Consider the following 14,902-nt stretch of genomic DNA (forward strand, 5'->3'; position numbering starts at 1 on the left):
ACAACACATGCAAGCCGCACAGCAGAAAGCCGCTCGCCGGCATGGTATCGGTGCCCTTGGCCTCCTTGCCGTGGGCATCGGCGTTGCCCTTGCGCTCCTTGACGCGATCCCGGCTTCAGCCGCGACCCTCGATCGGGTTCGCCAAGCCGGGAAACTTGTATTCGGCTATCGCGCTGACGCCCGGCCGTTCTCGTTCGACGACGGGGGCAAGCCCACCGGGTATTCGATTACGCTTTGCCAAAACGTGGCAGACGAAGTCAAAACAGAGCTTGGCATTGCCGACCTGAAAGTTGAATGGGTTCCGGTCGCTGTCGAAGATCGCTTTGCTACGCTCGAGCAGGGCAAGATCGATCTCCTATGCGGTGCAGAGGTCACGCTGGAAAGACGGAAGCAGGTGTCGTTTTCCATACCCATCTTTCCCGGTGGGATCGCTGCGATGCTCAGGTCGGATGCTCCGCGGGCGCTGCAGGATGTCCTCGCTGGCCGGCCGGCATCAGGCCCCATCTGGCGTGGTTCGCCGGCGCAGATCCTCGAGGACAAGACCTTCTCGGTCGTTTCCGGAACTACTGGGCAGTCATGGCTTGAGAAGCGGTTGAACGAATTCCAACTGACGGCAGAGGTAGTTCCTGTGGACAGCTACGATGCCGGCACGATGCGAGTGCTGGACCGCACGAGCGACGTGTTCTTCGGGGATCGGTCGATCCTAGTTGAAGCCGCTGCCGGCAACCCGTCAGGTGCCGACTTGATGGTTCTCGACAGGCAATTCACCTCTCAGCCGATTGCGCTGTCGATGGCGCGAAACGACGATGATTTTCGCTTGGTCGTGGATCGATCCCTTAGCCTGCAATTCTCATCAAAGGAGTTTCGCGATCTGTACACGAAATGGTTCGGGGCACCAGATGACGAGGTAACAGCCTTTTTCCGTCAGAGCGCATTGCCAGAATAGTTCTCACGTAGAATATATATTACCGCACTAGATGAGCAGGTGGTGCATATCGGCACGTCGCCAGCCAAAAAATGAGATAGCGCAGTCAAAGCAGCCGCCATCCTGATTGCAGGGCGAACCTGCGCTCATGACGAGGAGCTTGGGCCTGAGACGCCGCCGGCGCCGATGCCCCAGGATATCGTTCCATTCAACGTCTCTTTTGGGGCTGCCTTACGACCGACTACGTGTCGCGCGGCATCACCAATTCCAACAGCAGACCGGCAATACAGGGCTACGTTGAACCAAGTGTCGAACTCCCGACTGTCGGACGTGAAGAGCTGGATGTCCGAGGAGTAAGACACCTGCGCATTTCACAGCTTGCAGCGCAGCTGCAGAGCGCAATCCGTGGCCAATCGCCCGCGTGCGATCATTCGCCCCTGCTCACGTGGTGCCGGAGCTCCCGGCAAGGGGCAGGGAACGCTACGGTAACTTACTCCCTGATCCTTGATTGCGACGTCGCCGACGACAATCAATGCTTCAAGCGCCAGTTCTCCTTGGTCCGATGTCAGACACAGCGAGCCGTTCGGGAGAACGAGTATCCGGTGGCGTGTGCCGTCTCGCGGCGCAGGACTTCATACGTGATCGCGGGCTGGGCCACGCCAGTACCTTGAAGGACGAGGGGCATGAGGACAGTTGGGGTGCATTCGGAGGTAGGCAAGCTGCGGACGGTCATGGTCTGCAAACCTTCTCTCGCTCATCAACGCCTGACGCCGGGGAACTGCCATGATCTGCTTTTCGATGACGTGCTCTGGGTCCACGAGGCCCAGAAGGATCATTTCGACTTCGTGCTCAAAATGCAGCAGCGGGGGATCGAAGTCCTTGAATTGCATGACCTCCTTGCCGAGACCTTGGAGCAGGCCGACGGGCGTCGGTTCGTGCTCGACAGGCTGATCACGCCGAATTCGGTCGGCTTCCAGAACGCTTCGTTTATGCGGCCTTGGCTGGACGAGCTTGAGGCGACGCGACTTGGCAAGCACCTCATCGGCGGGATTACGATCTCCGACCTGCCTGACGGGATCGGCAAGGCGATGATGGTCGAGGCCTTCGGAGGAGTTGAATTCATCCTGCCGCCGATACCCAACACCTTGTTCCAGCGCGACCCGTCGTGCTGGATTTATAACGGCGTCACCTGCAACCCCATGTACTGGCCCGCGCGCAAGCCGGAAACGCTGCTTCAGCGTGCGATCTACAAATTCCATCCGTCGTTCCGAGAGGCTGACTTCAAGATCTGGTGGGGCGACTCCGACGAGTCGTTCGCCAGCGCGTCGATAGAGGGCGGAGACGTCATGCCGATCGGTAACGGCGTCGTCCTCGTCGGCCTGGGCGAACGGACGACCCATGAGGCCGTGGGCCAGTTGGCTCTCGAGCTCTTTCGCAACAAGGCCGCCACGCGCGTCGTCGGGTGCCTCATGCCCAAGAGCCGGGCAGCGATGCATCTCGACACCGTGTTCACGTTCTGCGACCGCGATCTGGTCACGATCTTCGAGGAAGTCGTCAATCAGGTCAGGTGCTTCAGCATACACCCCCTGGACGACGAAGGGCATTTCGAAGTCCGTCGCGACGAGCAGCCGCTTCTCGCGGTCGTACAAGAGGCACTTGGCTTGAAACGGCTCCGCTCCGTGCCGACCGGCGGCAACGCATTTGAGGCCGAACGCGAGCAATGGGACGATGGCAATAATGTCGTCGCCCTCGAGCCTGGGGTGGTCGTTGCCTACGACCGCAACACCTACACCAACACGCTTCTGAGAAAGGCCGGCGTGGAAGTCATCACCATCCGGGGCGCGGAGCTTGGACGAGGCCGTGGCGGCGGGCACTGCATGACCTGTCCTGTCTGGCGTGACCCTGTCGACTGAACCGGTCACCACTTCTCAAGGGAGAGAACGCATGAGCTTCAACCTCCGCAACCGCTCGCTGTTGACGGTACAGGACTATACGCCGCGCGAGTTTCAGCATCTGCTCGACCTCGCCCGCGACCTGAAGCGCGCCAAATATGCCCGCACCGAGCAGATGCATCTTCGAGGCAAGGAGATCTGCCTGATCTTCGAGAAGACCTCGACGCGCACGCGCTGCTCTTTCGAGGTCGCCTGCTACGATCAGGGCGCCAACGTCACCTATCTCGATCCGGCCGGCTCCCAGATCGGGCACAAGGAGTCCTTCAAGGACACAGCGCGCGTGTTGGGACGCATGTTCGACGCGATCGAGTATCGGGGATCGGCGCAAAAGGGGGTGGAGGACCTCGCAAGATATGCCGGAGTTCCGGTCTACAACGGGCTGACCGACGAATACCACCCGACTCAGATGCTCGCCGACGTCATGACCATGCGCGAGAATGGCGACAGGCCGATCACCGACATCAAATACGCTTACGTCGGAGACACCCGCTCCAACATGGGGCACTCGCTCATGATTGTCGGATGCCTGATGGGAATGGATGTGCGTATCTGCGGTCCCAAGGAACTCTGGCCGTCCGATGAATATACGAGCATCGCCAAGAAGCTGGCTGAGAAATCCGGCGCGAGATTGACGATCACTGCGGACGTCAAGGCCGCGGTGAAGGACGTGCATTTCATCCATACGGACGTTTGGGTCTCGATGGGCGAGTCCAAGGAGGTCTGGGGCGAGCGTATCAAGCTGCTCAAGCCCTACCAAGTGAACTCTGCCATGATGAAAGCCAGCGGCAACCCGCAGGTGAAGTTCATGCACTGCCTCCCTGCGTTCCACGACACGGAAACCGTCCTTGGCAAGCAAATCGCCGAGAACTACGGCATGGCTGACGGACTCGAGGTTACCAACGACGTGTTCGAGTCGGAAGCCAACGTCGCGTTCGAGCAAGCGGAGAACCGAATGCACACGATCAAGGCACTTCTCGTCGCGACTTTGGGGGACTGACCGAATGCGGGTCGTGATCGCGCTTGGCGGCAACGCGCTTTTGAAACGCGGCGAACCGATGACGGCGGAAGTCCAGCGCAGGAACATCCGTACCGCGGCTATAGCTATGGCGCCGGTTGCCTCCGCACACCAGCTGGTCATCAGCCATGGCAATGGTCCACAGGTTGGCCTGCTCGCATTGCAAGGGGCAGCCTACAAGGCGGACGAGGCCTATCCGCTGGATGTCTTAGGTGCTGAGACGGAAGGCATGATCGGCTACATGATCGAACAGGAGCTCGGCAATCTGCTGCCGTTCGAGGTACCATTCGCCACACTGCTGACCATGGTCGAGGTCGACGGTAACGACCCAGGGTTCAAGAATCCAACCAAGTTTGTCGGCCCTGTCTACGACGAGGCGCAAGCGCAACAGATCAAGGCCGAAAAGGGATGGACGTTCAAGCTCGACGGCACAATGTGGCGCCGCGTCGTCCCATCGCCGCAACCGAAGCGCATCTTCGAGATGCGACCGATACGCTGGCTGCTGGATCAAGGTACGGTCGTCATTTGCGCCGGCGGTGGCGGCATTCCTACGATGTACGCGCCCGATTCCGACCGCAAGCTCGTTGGCGTCGAGGCGGTCATCGACAAGGACCTCTGTACGGAGCTCCTTGCCCGCGAACTTGATGCCGACCTGCTCGTGATGGCGACCGACGCGGAGGCGGTATTCCTGGGGTGGGGCACGCCGCAGGCCAAGGCGATCCACAGGGCCAGTCCTGAAGCAATTTCGGAGCACACGTTCCCCGCCGGCTCGATGGGTCCGAAGGTCGATGCTGCCTGTCAATTTGCGAGGGCGACGGGTCACATGGCAGCCATCGGCGCACTTGCCGACATCGAGGCGATCGTGCGGGGCGAGAAGGGCACAATTATCGGTGGGGGCTTCACGGGCCTTAGCTACCACTAGGCATCTCCCGCCCAACAGATTGGAATTCTTGGTAATGCAAGCCTTGGATCCGACCAAAAGCGAAACCGCCACCGGGCGAGTCGTTTCCGCACCCGAACAGGGCCTGCCACCGCATTCGGAAAGCCGCAAAAGCCTCGGGATAGCGGCGTGCACGGCGATTGTGGTCGGTAACATGGTCGGGTCGGGTTTCTATCTGTCGCCCGCTGCCGTCGCCCCCTATGGCAACCTTGCGATCCTGACCTGGATTGTAATGGGCGCAGGGGCAATCTGTCTGGGGCTGACCTTCGCCAGACTGGCGCGTTTGGCTCCGGCGACGGGCGGACCTTACGCCTATACCCGCCTGGCCTATGGCGACTTTCCCGGCTTTCTCATCGCGTGGGGCTACTGGATATCGATCTGGGCTTCGCTGCCGGTAATCGCCGTCGCCCTTGCTGGGGCTGTGGTCGACCTGTTCCCTATGCTGCGGGGTCGTGGGATGGTCGTCGCCCTTACCTTGGGCGCGATCTGGGTTGTCGTGTTCGTCAACCTGCGAGGGGTAGGCGCCGCCGGCCTCATGTCGCAGGTCACAACCTACGCCAAGCTGGTGCCGTTCGGAGCCGTCGCGGTGGTGGGCCTGCTCTACGTCGACACCTCGCACTTCAGCGAGTTCAATCCGAGCGGCATGCCAATCCTGCAAGCAGGCGCGGCGCTTGCGCCGCTGACAATGTTCGCTTTCCTGGGGCTCGAGTCGGCCACTGTCCCTGCCGGCGATGTCCGCGACCCGGAGCGCACGATTCCCCGCTCAACGGTGCTGGGGATCACAATCGCAGCGACCCTCTATGTGTTAGGAACGATCGTGGTCATGGGCGTCTTGCCGCGGCAGGAACTCGTCCATTCGATCGCTCCGTTCTCCGACGCAGCTCGTGTGATGTGGGGGCGCGCAGGCGCGATCTCGATTGCGATCGCGGTGATCCTGTCATCGATCGGTGCGCTGAATGGCTGGACCTTGCTGATGGGGCAGGTGCCGATGGCGGCGGCGCGCGACGGGCTGTTCCCACCGCTTTTCGGCAGCCTGTCGACGCGAAATGTCCCGGCGATCGGAATCGTGGTCTCGGCTGTGTTGGCGACCCTGCTCGTTCTCGTTCAGGCTGCCGGGTCAGGAGGCTTCTCGGCGTTCTACACACTGGTCGTTGGCTTGAGCACGATGGCAGCGGTCATCCCTTACGCCTTCTGCGCCTTGGCAGGCAGCCTTGTCTCGGCACGTGTCAGCGGCGGCGCGCGTATCCCGCGCGTGACCGCCGTCGAACTTGTGGCGTTCGTATTCGCCATGTTCACGCTCTATGGTTGTGGAGCAGAGCCGGTCCTCTATGGCTTGGTCCTGTTGCTGCTCGGTATTCCGGTGTACGTCTGGCAGCGGCGACGCGCCATCACGATGGCCTGATAGGGGCTCCAGTCATGCCGATCGGTGGTCCTCTCTTGGAATCGGACAACCCTACGCCGCTGCCCAGCGTTCCAGCGGTGACCTCGCGGCATCAGGACCTTGGGCGGATCACGTTGACCGTGCTGTTCATCGGCGGTCTGCTTGTTACCAGCATCTGGATCATGCGGCCGTTCCTGCCGGCGCTCCTTTGGGCTACGACGCTGGTTCTCGCGACCTGGCCATTGTTGCTTCGCGTGCAGCACTACGCCGGCAACCGCCGTGGCATTGCGGTATTGGTGATGACCTTGGCGGTGCTGCTGGTTCTTATCGTGCCGCTTTGGGCGGCGGTGAGCACAGTCGTCACCAACATAGATGTAATCGGCGACATGGCGCGCACGCTGCTGTCCCTGCGGGTACCGCCCCCCCCGGATTGGCTGGCCGGAATTCCCGTGGTTGGGGCTCGGGCCGCCGAGGCATGGGGCAGGTTGTCTTCGGCTGGCCTGGATGAACTGGCACCCAAGCTTACTCCCTATGCTGGCGCGCTGACTCAGTGGATCGCATCGGCTGCCGGAGGCCTCGGCAGCATGCTCCTGCAATTCCTGCTGACTGCCGCCATCGCGGCGGTAATGTACGCCAAGGGGGAACAGGCGGCGGCTGCGATGATACTCTTCGGCCGACGATTGGCCGGCGATCGTGGAGAGAAGGCCATTTATTTGGCGGGTCAGGCGATTCGCAGTGTGGCGCTGGGGGTAGTTGTGACGGCCTTGGCACAGAGCATCATAGCCGGCATCGGCCTGCGGCTGGTCGGCCTGCCATTCGCGGTGCTGCTCACAGCGCTGATGTTCGTGCTCTGCCTGATACAACTCGGTCCAGGCTTGGTGCTTATCCCGGCAGTAATCTGGATGTACTATTCAGGCAGCACCCTCGGCGCGACCGTTCTGCTGCTCTTCGCAATTGTCGCCATGACGATCGACCAGTTCATTCGACCGATCCTGATCCGGAGAGGGGCCGACTTGCCCTTGCTTCTGATCCTTGCCGGGGTGGTTGGCGGGCTGATTGCGTTCGGCATCCTCGGCATCTTCATAGGCCCTACCGTCCTAGCCGTGGCCTATACCCTGCTGAACGCCTGGATGCAGGAAGATCCGACGCCTGTCGTGGCGAGGCAGTGATACGCCGATAGCGCGGCGATGTAGCAAGAAGCGTCTTCGTCAACAACCTGCACGTCCGCGGGAGATCAGCGGATGGAAACGGGGGCCTGACGGGAAATGCCGGCAGCGAGCGGAGAACCTCGACCGAGGAGGACAACATCTGAGCCGCCGAACGACGGCCAGCAGCTGTGCCTTGTGCTACCGTAACTTACCTTCTGCTTATTGATCGTGGCGGGTGACACCGCGATCAATATAGCGGAGCAAACTGCAGGCTCTTTCAGCGCTCGGCTACAGCGCCAGCATAATCCGGCGACGGCCGCAGCCCACCCCACAAGGCAACGGGTCATGTCGCATTTCCGCCTTTTGAAACAGACCCGACAGATGACCGAGTACTCCTGCGGCGCATCGGCCTTGCAGTCGGTGTTCAGCTATTGGGGCCAGGAGATGGAAGAGGAGGCTCTGATGAGGCTCCTCGGCACTAATCCCGAGGTCGGCACCTTTCCTCAAGATCTGGTTCGTGGCGCTCGCGCGCTGGGTTTCGATGCCGAGATGAAAGAGAACTCTAGTCTCGACGATCTGGAGCGGTTCACGTCCGCCGGTCATCCGGTGATCGCGTTGGGGCAGGTCTGGAGGAGCGAGAAGGACACGCCGGAATCGGCGGCCGACGAGTGGGATTGCGGGCACTACATTGTGGTTCTCTCGGTCGACGCCGACTACGTCTACTTCCAGGACCCGTACATACGGATGGGCAAGGGCTTCGTGCCCAGATCGGCATTCGACGAGCATTGGCATCAGATCATGGGAGGCATCGCGCATGCCAGGTCTGCCGAAATGCATCGCGTCGCAATATTCATAAAGGGAAACGAGTCGGCTATACGCCCAGGCACCGATCAATTCGACTTGTCAAAGCTCGATTTGAGCCAGCTAGGTTCCATAGATCTGATAAGCATCCATTTCCCGCGATATCTGCTGCCGTTCGATTTCCTCGCCGAACTGAAACAGCTGTTCGAGGGCGGGTTGGTTCGCCCGGATGCATTCGCGATTACGAGAAAGGACAGCGAGGGCAGGATATCGGGAATGCAAGGTGGGCGCCTGGAGGACGGCGAGGACGTCGTCGAGGTCAATGCCTTGATCGCAGCGCTTGCAGCCCAAGCGCGCGGCGACACGGCAGAAATCCGGACGAGCGCAAAGGCGGCGGCGCGAGCGGCTGGGGCCGGTGACTTTGGTCTGTCTGCTGACGACCTTCGCCGGCGCGCGGAGCGACTGCGTCCTGGGCATTCCGAAGTCGTCGTTCTGTTGGAGAACCGTTGGGAGTCGCGGTTCAACGATGTGACGCGCCGTCACGGAGGCACGGTTGCCGAACAGAAGATGATCTCTGCCGCTGCCCTCGCGAAAATGGGCGGTTGGATTGTGCCATCAACCGCGTGATCCGGCGGCTCGGGCAGCGGTATTTCCGGTGAGCCGCCAGGAGTTTCGAAATGGAAGGCGCAACTGCCTCACGGCCGTTGCGCCGGCTACTGTAACTTACTTGTGGCCGCTGTGCATCCTGCAGGCGAAGGGGCAAACTAATGCGAGTGTCTGCGAAGTACCAATGAAAGACCCGAGCAACAGGTCAATGCCGCTGACGGCCGCGATGGTCCGGTTCGTTGATGTGGCGGAGTTGATCAAGACCCGCAGCATCTCGGACGAGGTCTTGCGGGATATGTGTGAAGACTACCGGCTGGCTCGCGCGACGCTCACCAGACTGAAGAAAGCGAAGCCAAGGCGGCCGGCAGAGATTTCCGAATACACGACCCTGGTGTCCGAACTCGAAGACGAGATCATCCGCCGCTTGCTGGGTGACGAAGAACGGCCGACGGTTAACAAGGAGTAGCGGCGATGTCGGATGCCATACATCCTGGGGCGCGCCTCATCACATGCCTTCATTCATAACCGCGCTAGGGAGGCAAGCGTGGCTCAGCGAGGTTGCAGGGCGGCAGACAAGGCGTCCATCAATGTTTTTGCCGGACACGGCTTCTCGAGATAGGCTGCGCAGCCTGCAGCCATGGCGGCGTCTTGGGTCGCCTTATGCCCATTGCCGGTGATAAAGATGACCGGGACATCGGAACCTGATCTGCGCTGCTGAAGCGCGAGTTCTATTCCCGAGATGCCGCTAAGATGGATGTCTAGGATGAGGCAGGCCGCATCGCGCAGGTCTGCATACGCTTGAAATTCCTCGGCGGAGGAATACCCGGTAACCTCGAAGCCCTTTGCTCTCAGCAGCCTCGCGATTCCCTTGAGAAAACCGGGATCGTCATCGACGACCAGTATGCGCATGGACCCTATTCATCCAGATTGGACATCCAGAGTAGCTGCTCAACTCGGTTGTCGGGGTTGATCTCGATCCAGAATAGCAAGGCGAACGCGATCGCTGCTATTGTCCAGTCGGACATGTTGGACGCAAATCTTACAGCAAATGCAAAAACGTCAGGCAGGCGACTTCGCGGACGAGCTCAGGTCGGCGTCGGCCTGCTCTGACAGAATTCCCAAGCGTTCGGCGAGCGAGACGAGGTCGGTAATCGTCCGGGCGCCCAGTTTTTCGAATATCCTGTGCCGATGTGCTTTTATCGTCCGTTCGGTAATGCCGAGAGCGTAAGCCGTTTGCTTGTTCATGCGCCCCCGCACGATGAAGTCGAACACCTGGCGCTCGCGCGGTGTCAACGTTTCCAGCAGTGCGTGCGCATCTCGCATCCGTTGCTGGTGCTTGGACTCTGTATCGTGCCGCGCGATTGCGCGTCCGATGCTTTCGAGCAAGGCCTGACCCGCCACCGGCTTGGTCAGAAAGTCCTCGGCGCCGGACTTGATCGCCGTGACCGTGGTCGGAATGTCGCCGTGACCCGTGAGGAAGACGATCGGGAACGGCGAACCAATCTCGACCAGTCGCCGCTGCAGGGCAGGCCCGCTCAAGCCGGGCAGGCTGACATCGAGGAGAATGCAGCCAACTTCCGCCCCGGCGCAAACCTGCGCCAGAAACTGGTCTGCGCTGGGGTATTCGGCAACCTCGTAGCCGTGCAGGCGCAGCAGCCGCGCGGTTGCATGACGGAACAGGCTATCGTCGTCTACAATATGAACTAGGCTGCCCATCGGATTCACATCGCACCGGCATTCGCGAGCAGCGTGATGTAGAACGCCGCGCCGCGATCCTGCTTAGTCAAGAGCGACAACCCCACAACCAGCGCCCAGCTCGCGTTCTCAGCATGAACTTGGTCGCTCAGGGCTTCATCGAAAGGTGCCCATGCCAAAATTGCCATTTGCCGTTATCTTAGGCAGAATTGCACTACCTAACTTTGTATTAACGTGAAAAGCATTCTTTCTTTTCGGCGGTGCGTTATCTGGTTGTAACTTGTCCCTAGGGACAATGTCTTGACGGCCACTGATCGCCGGTACAATTCCAATCTCCCCGCTCTAAGTTTAGAGCTTGCTCCCATTCGCGCGAATGTCAACGGTCGAGAGTCGATGAGCAGGTCTCTGCCTTCGTGGAGGGTCGAAATGATTGACGCGGACGAGATACGCTGCCTGACTACCCCTTCTCCCGCCGCTGCGTTGGACCGCTATGACGGCGCAGCGACTGCTGATCCTGCAACATCGCGCTCCGATGAAATCCACCGCGAGTTGGACCGCGTGGTGGATTCCGTTCGGTTCGACGCGTCAGAGCGCAATCGGCGGTTCCTTGCATATGTGGTCGAAGAAGCGCTGGCAGGCAGGGGAGGGCGCATCAAGGCATACAACATCGCGACCGAAGTGTTTGGCCGCGACGTCAACTTCGATCCCCAGCTTGATCCGGTGGTACGGATGGAAGCCCGCCGGTTGCGCAGATCGCTTGAGCGCTTCTATCTCACCTGCGGCGACAACAGCTCGATCAGGATTGCCATGCCGAAAGGCGGCTATGTGCCCGAGTTTCAGACTGCTGCCCTCTGGTCACCGTCAGCTGGTGACGCACAGGCGAATGCCCCCAGCGAACCGGCTGGAACGGAGCGCGCGTCGACGATCCTTGTGGCGCCATTTGATGCCGAAGGCGATCAATCTATGTTCCTGCATTTCAATCGCGGATTTGCCGAACAGGTCACAATCGGTCTAGCTCGTTTCCCCGAAATCGCCGTCTTTGAACGGCCTTCGGACGCGCATTACGCATCGGCGGCAGCCGGTGAGCAACGCCGCAATGCGAATGGGGAGTTTGTCCTGAGCGGCAGCACCGCACTCTTCGCCGGCTCTCTCAACGTGAAAGCCGTTCTAGTTCAAGCGCGGACCGGGCGGGTGCTCTGGGGGCAGAGCTTCGAACGAGACCTCCAATGCGGGAACGTGCTGAGCATCCGCGACGAGGTGGCGAATTCGCTCGTGCGCGCGTTGGCACAACCCTACGGCGTCATCAGCAGCATAGCCAATGCCGCTGCCCAAGCGAAGGAACCGCGGTCCCTAAGTCCTGTCGAGTGCGTCATCAGGTTTTACGAGTACAAGCGGACCTACCGGAGGGACCTCTTTTCAGGTGTGCGTCAGTGTCTCGAACGAACCGCAATCACCAACCCGGATTATGCCGAGGCGTTCGCCTGCCTGTCTCAACTGTACACCGATGGGCATCGGTTTGGGTTCGCACCCACGGAGTCCCCCTCTGGACTGCGCCGGCAGGCCATAGAGCTTGCGGATAGGGCGGTCCAACTGGCTCCCGATTCCAGCCGCGGCCATCATGCTCGGGGACTGGCTTATTGGTTTGCTCAGGACGTGCCCGCCAGCCTGAAGGCCATGCAGATGGCCCTCGCCTTCAACCCCAACGCGACAGACATCATGACCGATCTGGGTCTGATCTGGTCCTTGCTGGGTGAATGGGGCAAAGGAGTTCCACTGCTCGAGAAGGCCTCCGCACAACAACTGTCGCGGCTCGGCGCCAACTGCGTGGGATTGTCCCTCTATCATTTCGTGAACGGACGCTACGAAGAGGCGCTGGCCGAAGCGCGTGATGTGGACATGCCGGACGTGACGCATGGCTTTGTGGCCCGAGCGATCTCCCTCGTTCGCCTAGGGCGGAAGGAAGAGGCCGCCCGGGCTGTCCAGAGGATTGTTGAACTCGCTCCTTGTCGCGGCGGCGGCATTCTGGCCGACTTGGCCGGCGTCAACGCCAATCCCGACCTGGCCGACAAGGTCTTGGCAGCATTGCGAGAAGCCGGGCTTTCGACGGAGGTCACACGCCACTGAACCGTGTGACGAGGGCGCGGATCGGCGGCATTCGAACGACATCCTTGCGGCTCGGAGTTCGTCGCCGTCGCGGCGATGAGTTCTTCCTCCTGTCCTTACCCGCTCGCTGGTGGCACATCCACTGCACCTTCGCGACCAGCGCGCCGAACTGGCCCGATGCCGATGGCGCCGATTGCCAGCATCTTATCGGCCACCAATGTCACTTGCTCGGAAACGACAAGGAGGCCCCACGGCTGCCATAGCGAGTCCGGCCGACACGTCGCTACGCAACCAGCCCAGTCGATAGCCTGAGAGGCTCGTAAACACCGGCAACCGAGGAGCCGCAAGAGTCCAGCCAACAATCTCGCGCTCGCGCGGGCTGGCGGTCGCGCCTATCCCGCTATCGCCGGACTGCCCCCCCGAGACCGGCATCTATGCCAGCATCGCCCCACTGATCGCCTACGCCGTGTTGTCATCGCCCGATGACAGGAGGTCGAGGGTGCCGTACGCAAGCAAGGCCGCCACCACATCTGGTGCCTGAAGGAGGCGGACAGCCAGTCTGATCGTAGTCCGCGAAACGGGCTCAGTGCGTCTGCTCGACCCGAACTATGCTGCCGCGCATGCTTTGTTTCACTCTGCGGCCGGGACGGTGCGTGGATCGAGCCGCAGCGACTCGGGCGTGACAGCCCGTTCGGCCGGCAGTGTCCTGAACGCCCCCTTTGCAGCCTGCGATACCGGAGCGCGGCGGCTGATACGCAGGAGAGCATATGCGGCGAGCACTGCGTGAGGGAGGGCCGTTGCGAGGAACAGGCTCTCCGGTCGCATCTTGGTCATCACCGCGGCTCCCAGCATCGGCCCGACAATTGTGCCGAACCCATAGAATAACAGCAGACCGCTCGACACCTTGACGAACTCGTCCGGGCGGGCGTGGTCGTTTGCATGCGCCACTGCGACCGAATAGAGGGTGTAGGCCAGGCCCCCGTAGGCTGCGGTGGTGACAATCACGAGTGCCGCCGATCGTGGCTGGAGTACGAAGATGAGAAGTCCGAATGCGGCCGCTCCGACCGCCGCGCCCGCCAGCACAAAGCGGCGGTCGGTGATGTCGGACAGCCGACCCGCGGGAAACTGGAGAGCGGCACCGGCGAGCACAACTACGCTTGCCATCAGTGCAATACCCGCGTTGCCAATTCCGATGCGGGCACCATAGACGGCTCCGAGCGTCCCCCAGGCTCCGTTGGCAATACCTGTCATGAGGCAGCCGACCAGAGCGATCGGGGAAGTAGCATAAAGACCTTTCAGATCGAGAGTGACATCCTCAAGCGGTTGCGGTGTCACTGCCGATGATACCGCCGTCGGGATCAACGCGAGGCAGAAGAAGATCCCCGCGACCATGAACAATGACGCGTCCCCGATGTTGCCTATGGCGACAATCATCTGGCCGGCCATGATCGAGACATAGGACACGATCATATAGAGGCCGAAGACGCGGCCGCGGTTGTCATTGGTCGCCTTCTCGTTCAACCAACTCTCGATGACCATATAGGCGCCGGCCATGGCGAAGCCTGTGAAGGCGCGCAGAGCGATCCACACATACTGCTCGATTATCAAACCCGTCAGCAGCGCGATGATTGCACCAGCCGCTGCAAAGGTGCCGAACGCACGGACGTGCCCGATCCGACGGACAAGCCTAGGTGCGAAGATGCAGCCGGCGACGAAGCCGCCCGCCCAGGCAGTTCCGAGCAGGCCAAGCGACGCTGTCGAAAAGCCCTCCGCCTGCCCACGCAACGGCAAGAGCAAGCCATGCAACCCTGTCGCTGCAAGCAGGAATCCAGTGCCGCGAAGAAGCGACAGGATCGGGCGGTAGCCGATAGGTAAGAGGTAACCCAGCATCTTCCGATCGGGCTCAACAGACTTGGCACCCACACTAACTGGCCGCCGGCCGCCCAAAGTCAACACATGAGCTATACATAAGTGCGCAAAGAGGGCACGTTATTGTCTTATGAGAAGCACGCAGCCTGAACCTCGCGCCACCTCAAGGGCATGGTTTTGAGGTATGGCTGGGCTAATCCGATCCTGAGCTATCGCGGTCCGTCACCCTCAGAGCCTGCACGCTGACAGCCGCAACGAGCCCAGTCAGCACAATCCCTGCGAAACCGATCACCAATGACAGCAACCGCGCCGAAACATGTTTGGGCGTAAAGTCGCCATAGCCGATAGTGTGCACTGTCACGACGGTGTAGTAGAGGGACTCGTCGATCCGCCAACTCTCTAGGCGCCAGATCATAAGCGCGGACCCAACCATGACCAGGTGAATCCCCGACAGGATGGGCCAGACC

The 14,902-nt window shown here is 60.9% G+C and carries 14 protein-coding genes; 9 read left to right on the forward strand and 5 right to left on the reverse strand.

Annotated features, from left to right (window positions below; all coding sequences use genetic code 11):
* Positions 1-7 precede the first annotated feature (7 nt).
* The 8 genes from AC1D2G_RS33490 to AC1D2G_RS33525 all read left to right on the forward strand — a co-directional run bounded on the left by AC1D2G_RS33490 (position 8) and on the right by AC1D2G_RS33525 (position 9,234).
* The gene (locus AC1D2G_RS33490; RefSeq protein WP_477419411.1) at positions 8-946 is read left to right on the forward strand and encodes an amino acid ABC transporter substrate-binding protein; all 939 of its coding nucleotides are present in this window, start codon (positions 8-10) and stop codon (positions 944-946) included.
* A gap of 662 nt (positions 947-1,608) precedes the next feature.
* Positions 1,609-2,838, forward strand: coding sequence for an arginine deiminase (locus tag AC1D2G_RS33495; protein WP_457152263.1), 1,230 nt, complete (start codon positions 1,609-1,611; stop codon positions 2,836-2,838).
* A 31-nt stretch (positions 2,839-2,869) separates the two neighbouring features.
* Entirely contained in the window at positions 2,870-3,874 is a 1,005-nt protein-coding gene (locus tag AC1D2G_RS33500) for an ornithine carbamoyltransferase (protein WP_095081987.1), read from the forward strand.
* A gap of 4 nt (positions 3,875-3,878) precedes the next feature.
* Positions 3,879-4,814, forward strand: a complete 936-nt coding sequence (arcC, locus tag AC1D2G_RS33505; RefSeq protein ID WP_477228311.1) for a carbamate kinase — start codon at positions 3,879-3,881, stop codon at positions 4,812-4,814.
* Between the two features lie 34 nt (positions 4,815-4,848).
* Positions 4,849-6,234: an amino acid permease gene (locus AC1D2G_RS33510; protein WP_477419413.1), complete on the forward strand. Its 1,386-nt coding sequence runs from the start codon at positions 4,849-4,851 to the stop codon at positions 6,232-6,234.
* Positions 6,235-6,311: 77 nt separating this feature from the next.
* Positions 6,312-7,382, forward strand: coding sequence for an AI-2E family transporter YdiK (gene ydiK, locus AC1D2G_RS33515; RefSeq protein WP_477419417.1), 1,071 nt, complete (start codon positions 6,312-6,314; stop codon positions 7,380-7,382).
* A 324-nt stretch (positions 7,383-7,706) separates the two neighbouring features.
* Positions 7,707-8,789 (forward strand): cysteine peptidase family C39 domain-containing protein, encoded by a 1,083-nt coding sequence (locus AC1D2G_RS33520; protein WP_477398916.1) that lies wholly within the window; start codon positions 7,707-7,709, stop codon positions 8,787-8,789.
* 163 nt (positions 8,790-8,952) lie between these two features.
* The gene (locus tag AC1D2G_RS33525) at positions 8,953-9,234 is read left to right on the forward strand and encodes a hypothetical protein (protein ID WP_477398918.1); all 282 of its coding nucleotides are present in this window, start codon (positions 8,953-8,955) and stop codon (positions 9,232-9,234) included.
* An 83-nt stretch (positions 9,235-9,317) separates the two neighbouring features.
* Here AC1D2G_RS33525 and AC1D2G_RS33530 read toward each other — a convergent pair whose 3' ends face one another.
* The 3 genes from AC1D2G_RS33530 to AC1D2G_RS33540 form a co-directional block, all read right to left on the reverse strand.
* Positions 9,318-9,677 (reverse strand): response regulator transcription factor, encoded by a 360-nt coding sequence (locus AC1D2G_RS33530; protein ID WP_095081975.1) that lies wholly within the window; start codon positions 9,675-9,677, stop codon positions 9,318-9,320.
* 150 nt (positions 9,678-9,827) lie between these two features.
* Positions 9,828-10,484: a response regulator transcription factor gene (locus AC1D2G_RS33535; RefSeq protein WP_477228306.1), complete on the reverse strand. Its 657-nt coding sequence runs from the start codon at positions 10,482-10,484 to the stop codon at positions 9,828-9,830.
* A 5-nt stretch (positions 10,485-10,489) separates the two neighbouring features.
* Positions 10,490-10,651: a hypothetical protein gene (locus AC1D2G_RS33540; protein WP_477228305.1), complete on the reverse strand. Its 162-nt coding sequence runs from the start codon at positions 10,649-10,651 to the stop codon at positions 10,490-10,492.
* A 238-nt stretch (positions 10,652-10,889) separates the two neighbouring features.
* On the opposite strand from AC1D2G_RS33540, the gene AC1D2G_RS33545 reads away from it, so the two are divergent.
* Positions 10,890-12,587 carry a tetratricopeptide repeat protein gene (locus tag AC1D2G_RS33545; protein WP_477228304.1) on the forward strand — a complete coding sequence of 566 codons (1,698 nt, stop codon included), beginning with the start codon at positions 10,890-10,892 and terminating at the stop codon, positions 12,585-12,587.
* A gap of 609 nt (positions 12,588-13,196) precedes the next feature.
* On the opposite strand, the gene AC1D2G_RS33550 is transcribed toward AC1D2G_RS33545, so the two are convergent.
* Complete coding sequence (locus tag AC1D2G_RS33550) at positions 13,197-14,456, reverse strand: MFS transporter (RefSeq protein WP_477228334.1); 1,260 nt, start codon at positions 14,454-14,456, stop codon at positions 13,197-13,199.
* 172 nt (positions 14,457-14,628) lie between these two features.
* The coding region (locus AC1D2G_RS33555) for a potassium channel family protein (protein WP_477419415.1) at positions 14,629-14,902 on the reverse strand (274 nt) is incomplete at its 5' end.

The organism is Mesorhizobium sp. P2_C7 (assembly GCF_056404515.1).

Excerpts from the sequence above, each read along its gene's own strand:
- AC1D2G_RS33490 (WP_477419411.1), top strand. The coding sequence starts at position 8 with ATGCAAGCCGCACAGCAGAAAGCCGCTCGCCGGCATGGTATCGGTGCC.
- AC1D2G_RS33495 (WP_457152263.1), top strand. The coding sequence starts at position 1,609 with ATGAGGACAGTTGGGGTGCATTCGGAGGTAGGCAAGCTGCGGACGGTC.
- AC1D2G_RS33500 (WP_095081987.1), top strand. The coding sequence starts at position 2,870 with ATGAGCTTCAACCTCCGCAACCGCTCGCTGTTGACGGTACAGGACTAT.
- arcC (WP_477228311.1), top strand. The coding sequence starts at position 3,879 with ATGCGGGTCGTGATCGCGCTTGGCGGCAACGCGCTTTTGAAACGCGGC.
- AC1D2G_RS33510 (WP_477419413.1), top strand. The coding sequence starts at position 4,849 with ATGCAAGCCTTGGATCCGACCAAAAGCGAAACCGCCACCGGGCGAGTC.
- AC1D2G_RS33520 (WP_477398916.1), top strand. The coding sequence starts at position 7,707 with ATGTCGCATTTCCGCCTTTTGAAACAGACCCGACAGATGACCGAGTAC.
- AC1D2G_RS33525 (WP_477398918.1), top strand. The coding sequence starts at position 8,953 with ATGAAAGACCCGAGCAACAGGTCAATGCCGCTGACGGCCGCGATGGTC.
- AC1D2G_RS33530 (WP_095081975.1), bottom strand. The coding sequence starts at position 9,677 with ATGCGCATACTGGTCGTCGATGACGATCCCGGTTTTCTCAAGGGAATC.
- AC1D2G_RS33535 (WP_477228306.1), bottom strand. The coding sequence starts at position 10,484 with ATGGGCAGCCTAGTTCATATTGTAGACGACGATAGCCTGTTCCGTCAT.
- AC1D2G_RS33540 (WP_477228305.1), bottom strand. The coding sequence starts at position 10,651 with ATGGCAATTTTGGCATGGGCACCTTTCGATGAAGCCCTGAGCGACCAA.
- AC1D2G_RS33545 (WP_477228304.1), top strand. The coding sequence starts at position 10,890 with ATGATTGACGCGGACGAGATACGCTGCCTGACTACCCCTTCTCCCGCC.
- AC1D2G_RS33550 (WP_477228334.1), bottom strand. The coding sequence starts at position 14,456 with ATGCTGGGTTACCTCTTACCTATCGGCTACCGCCCGATCCTGTCGCTT.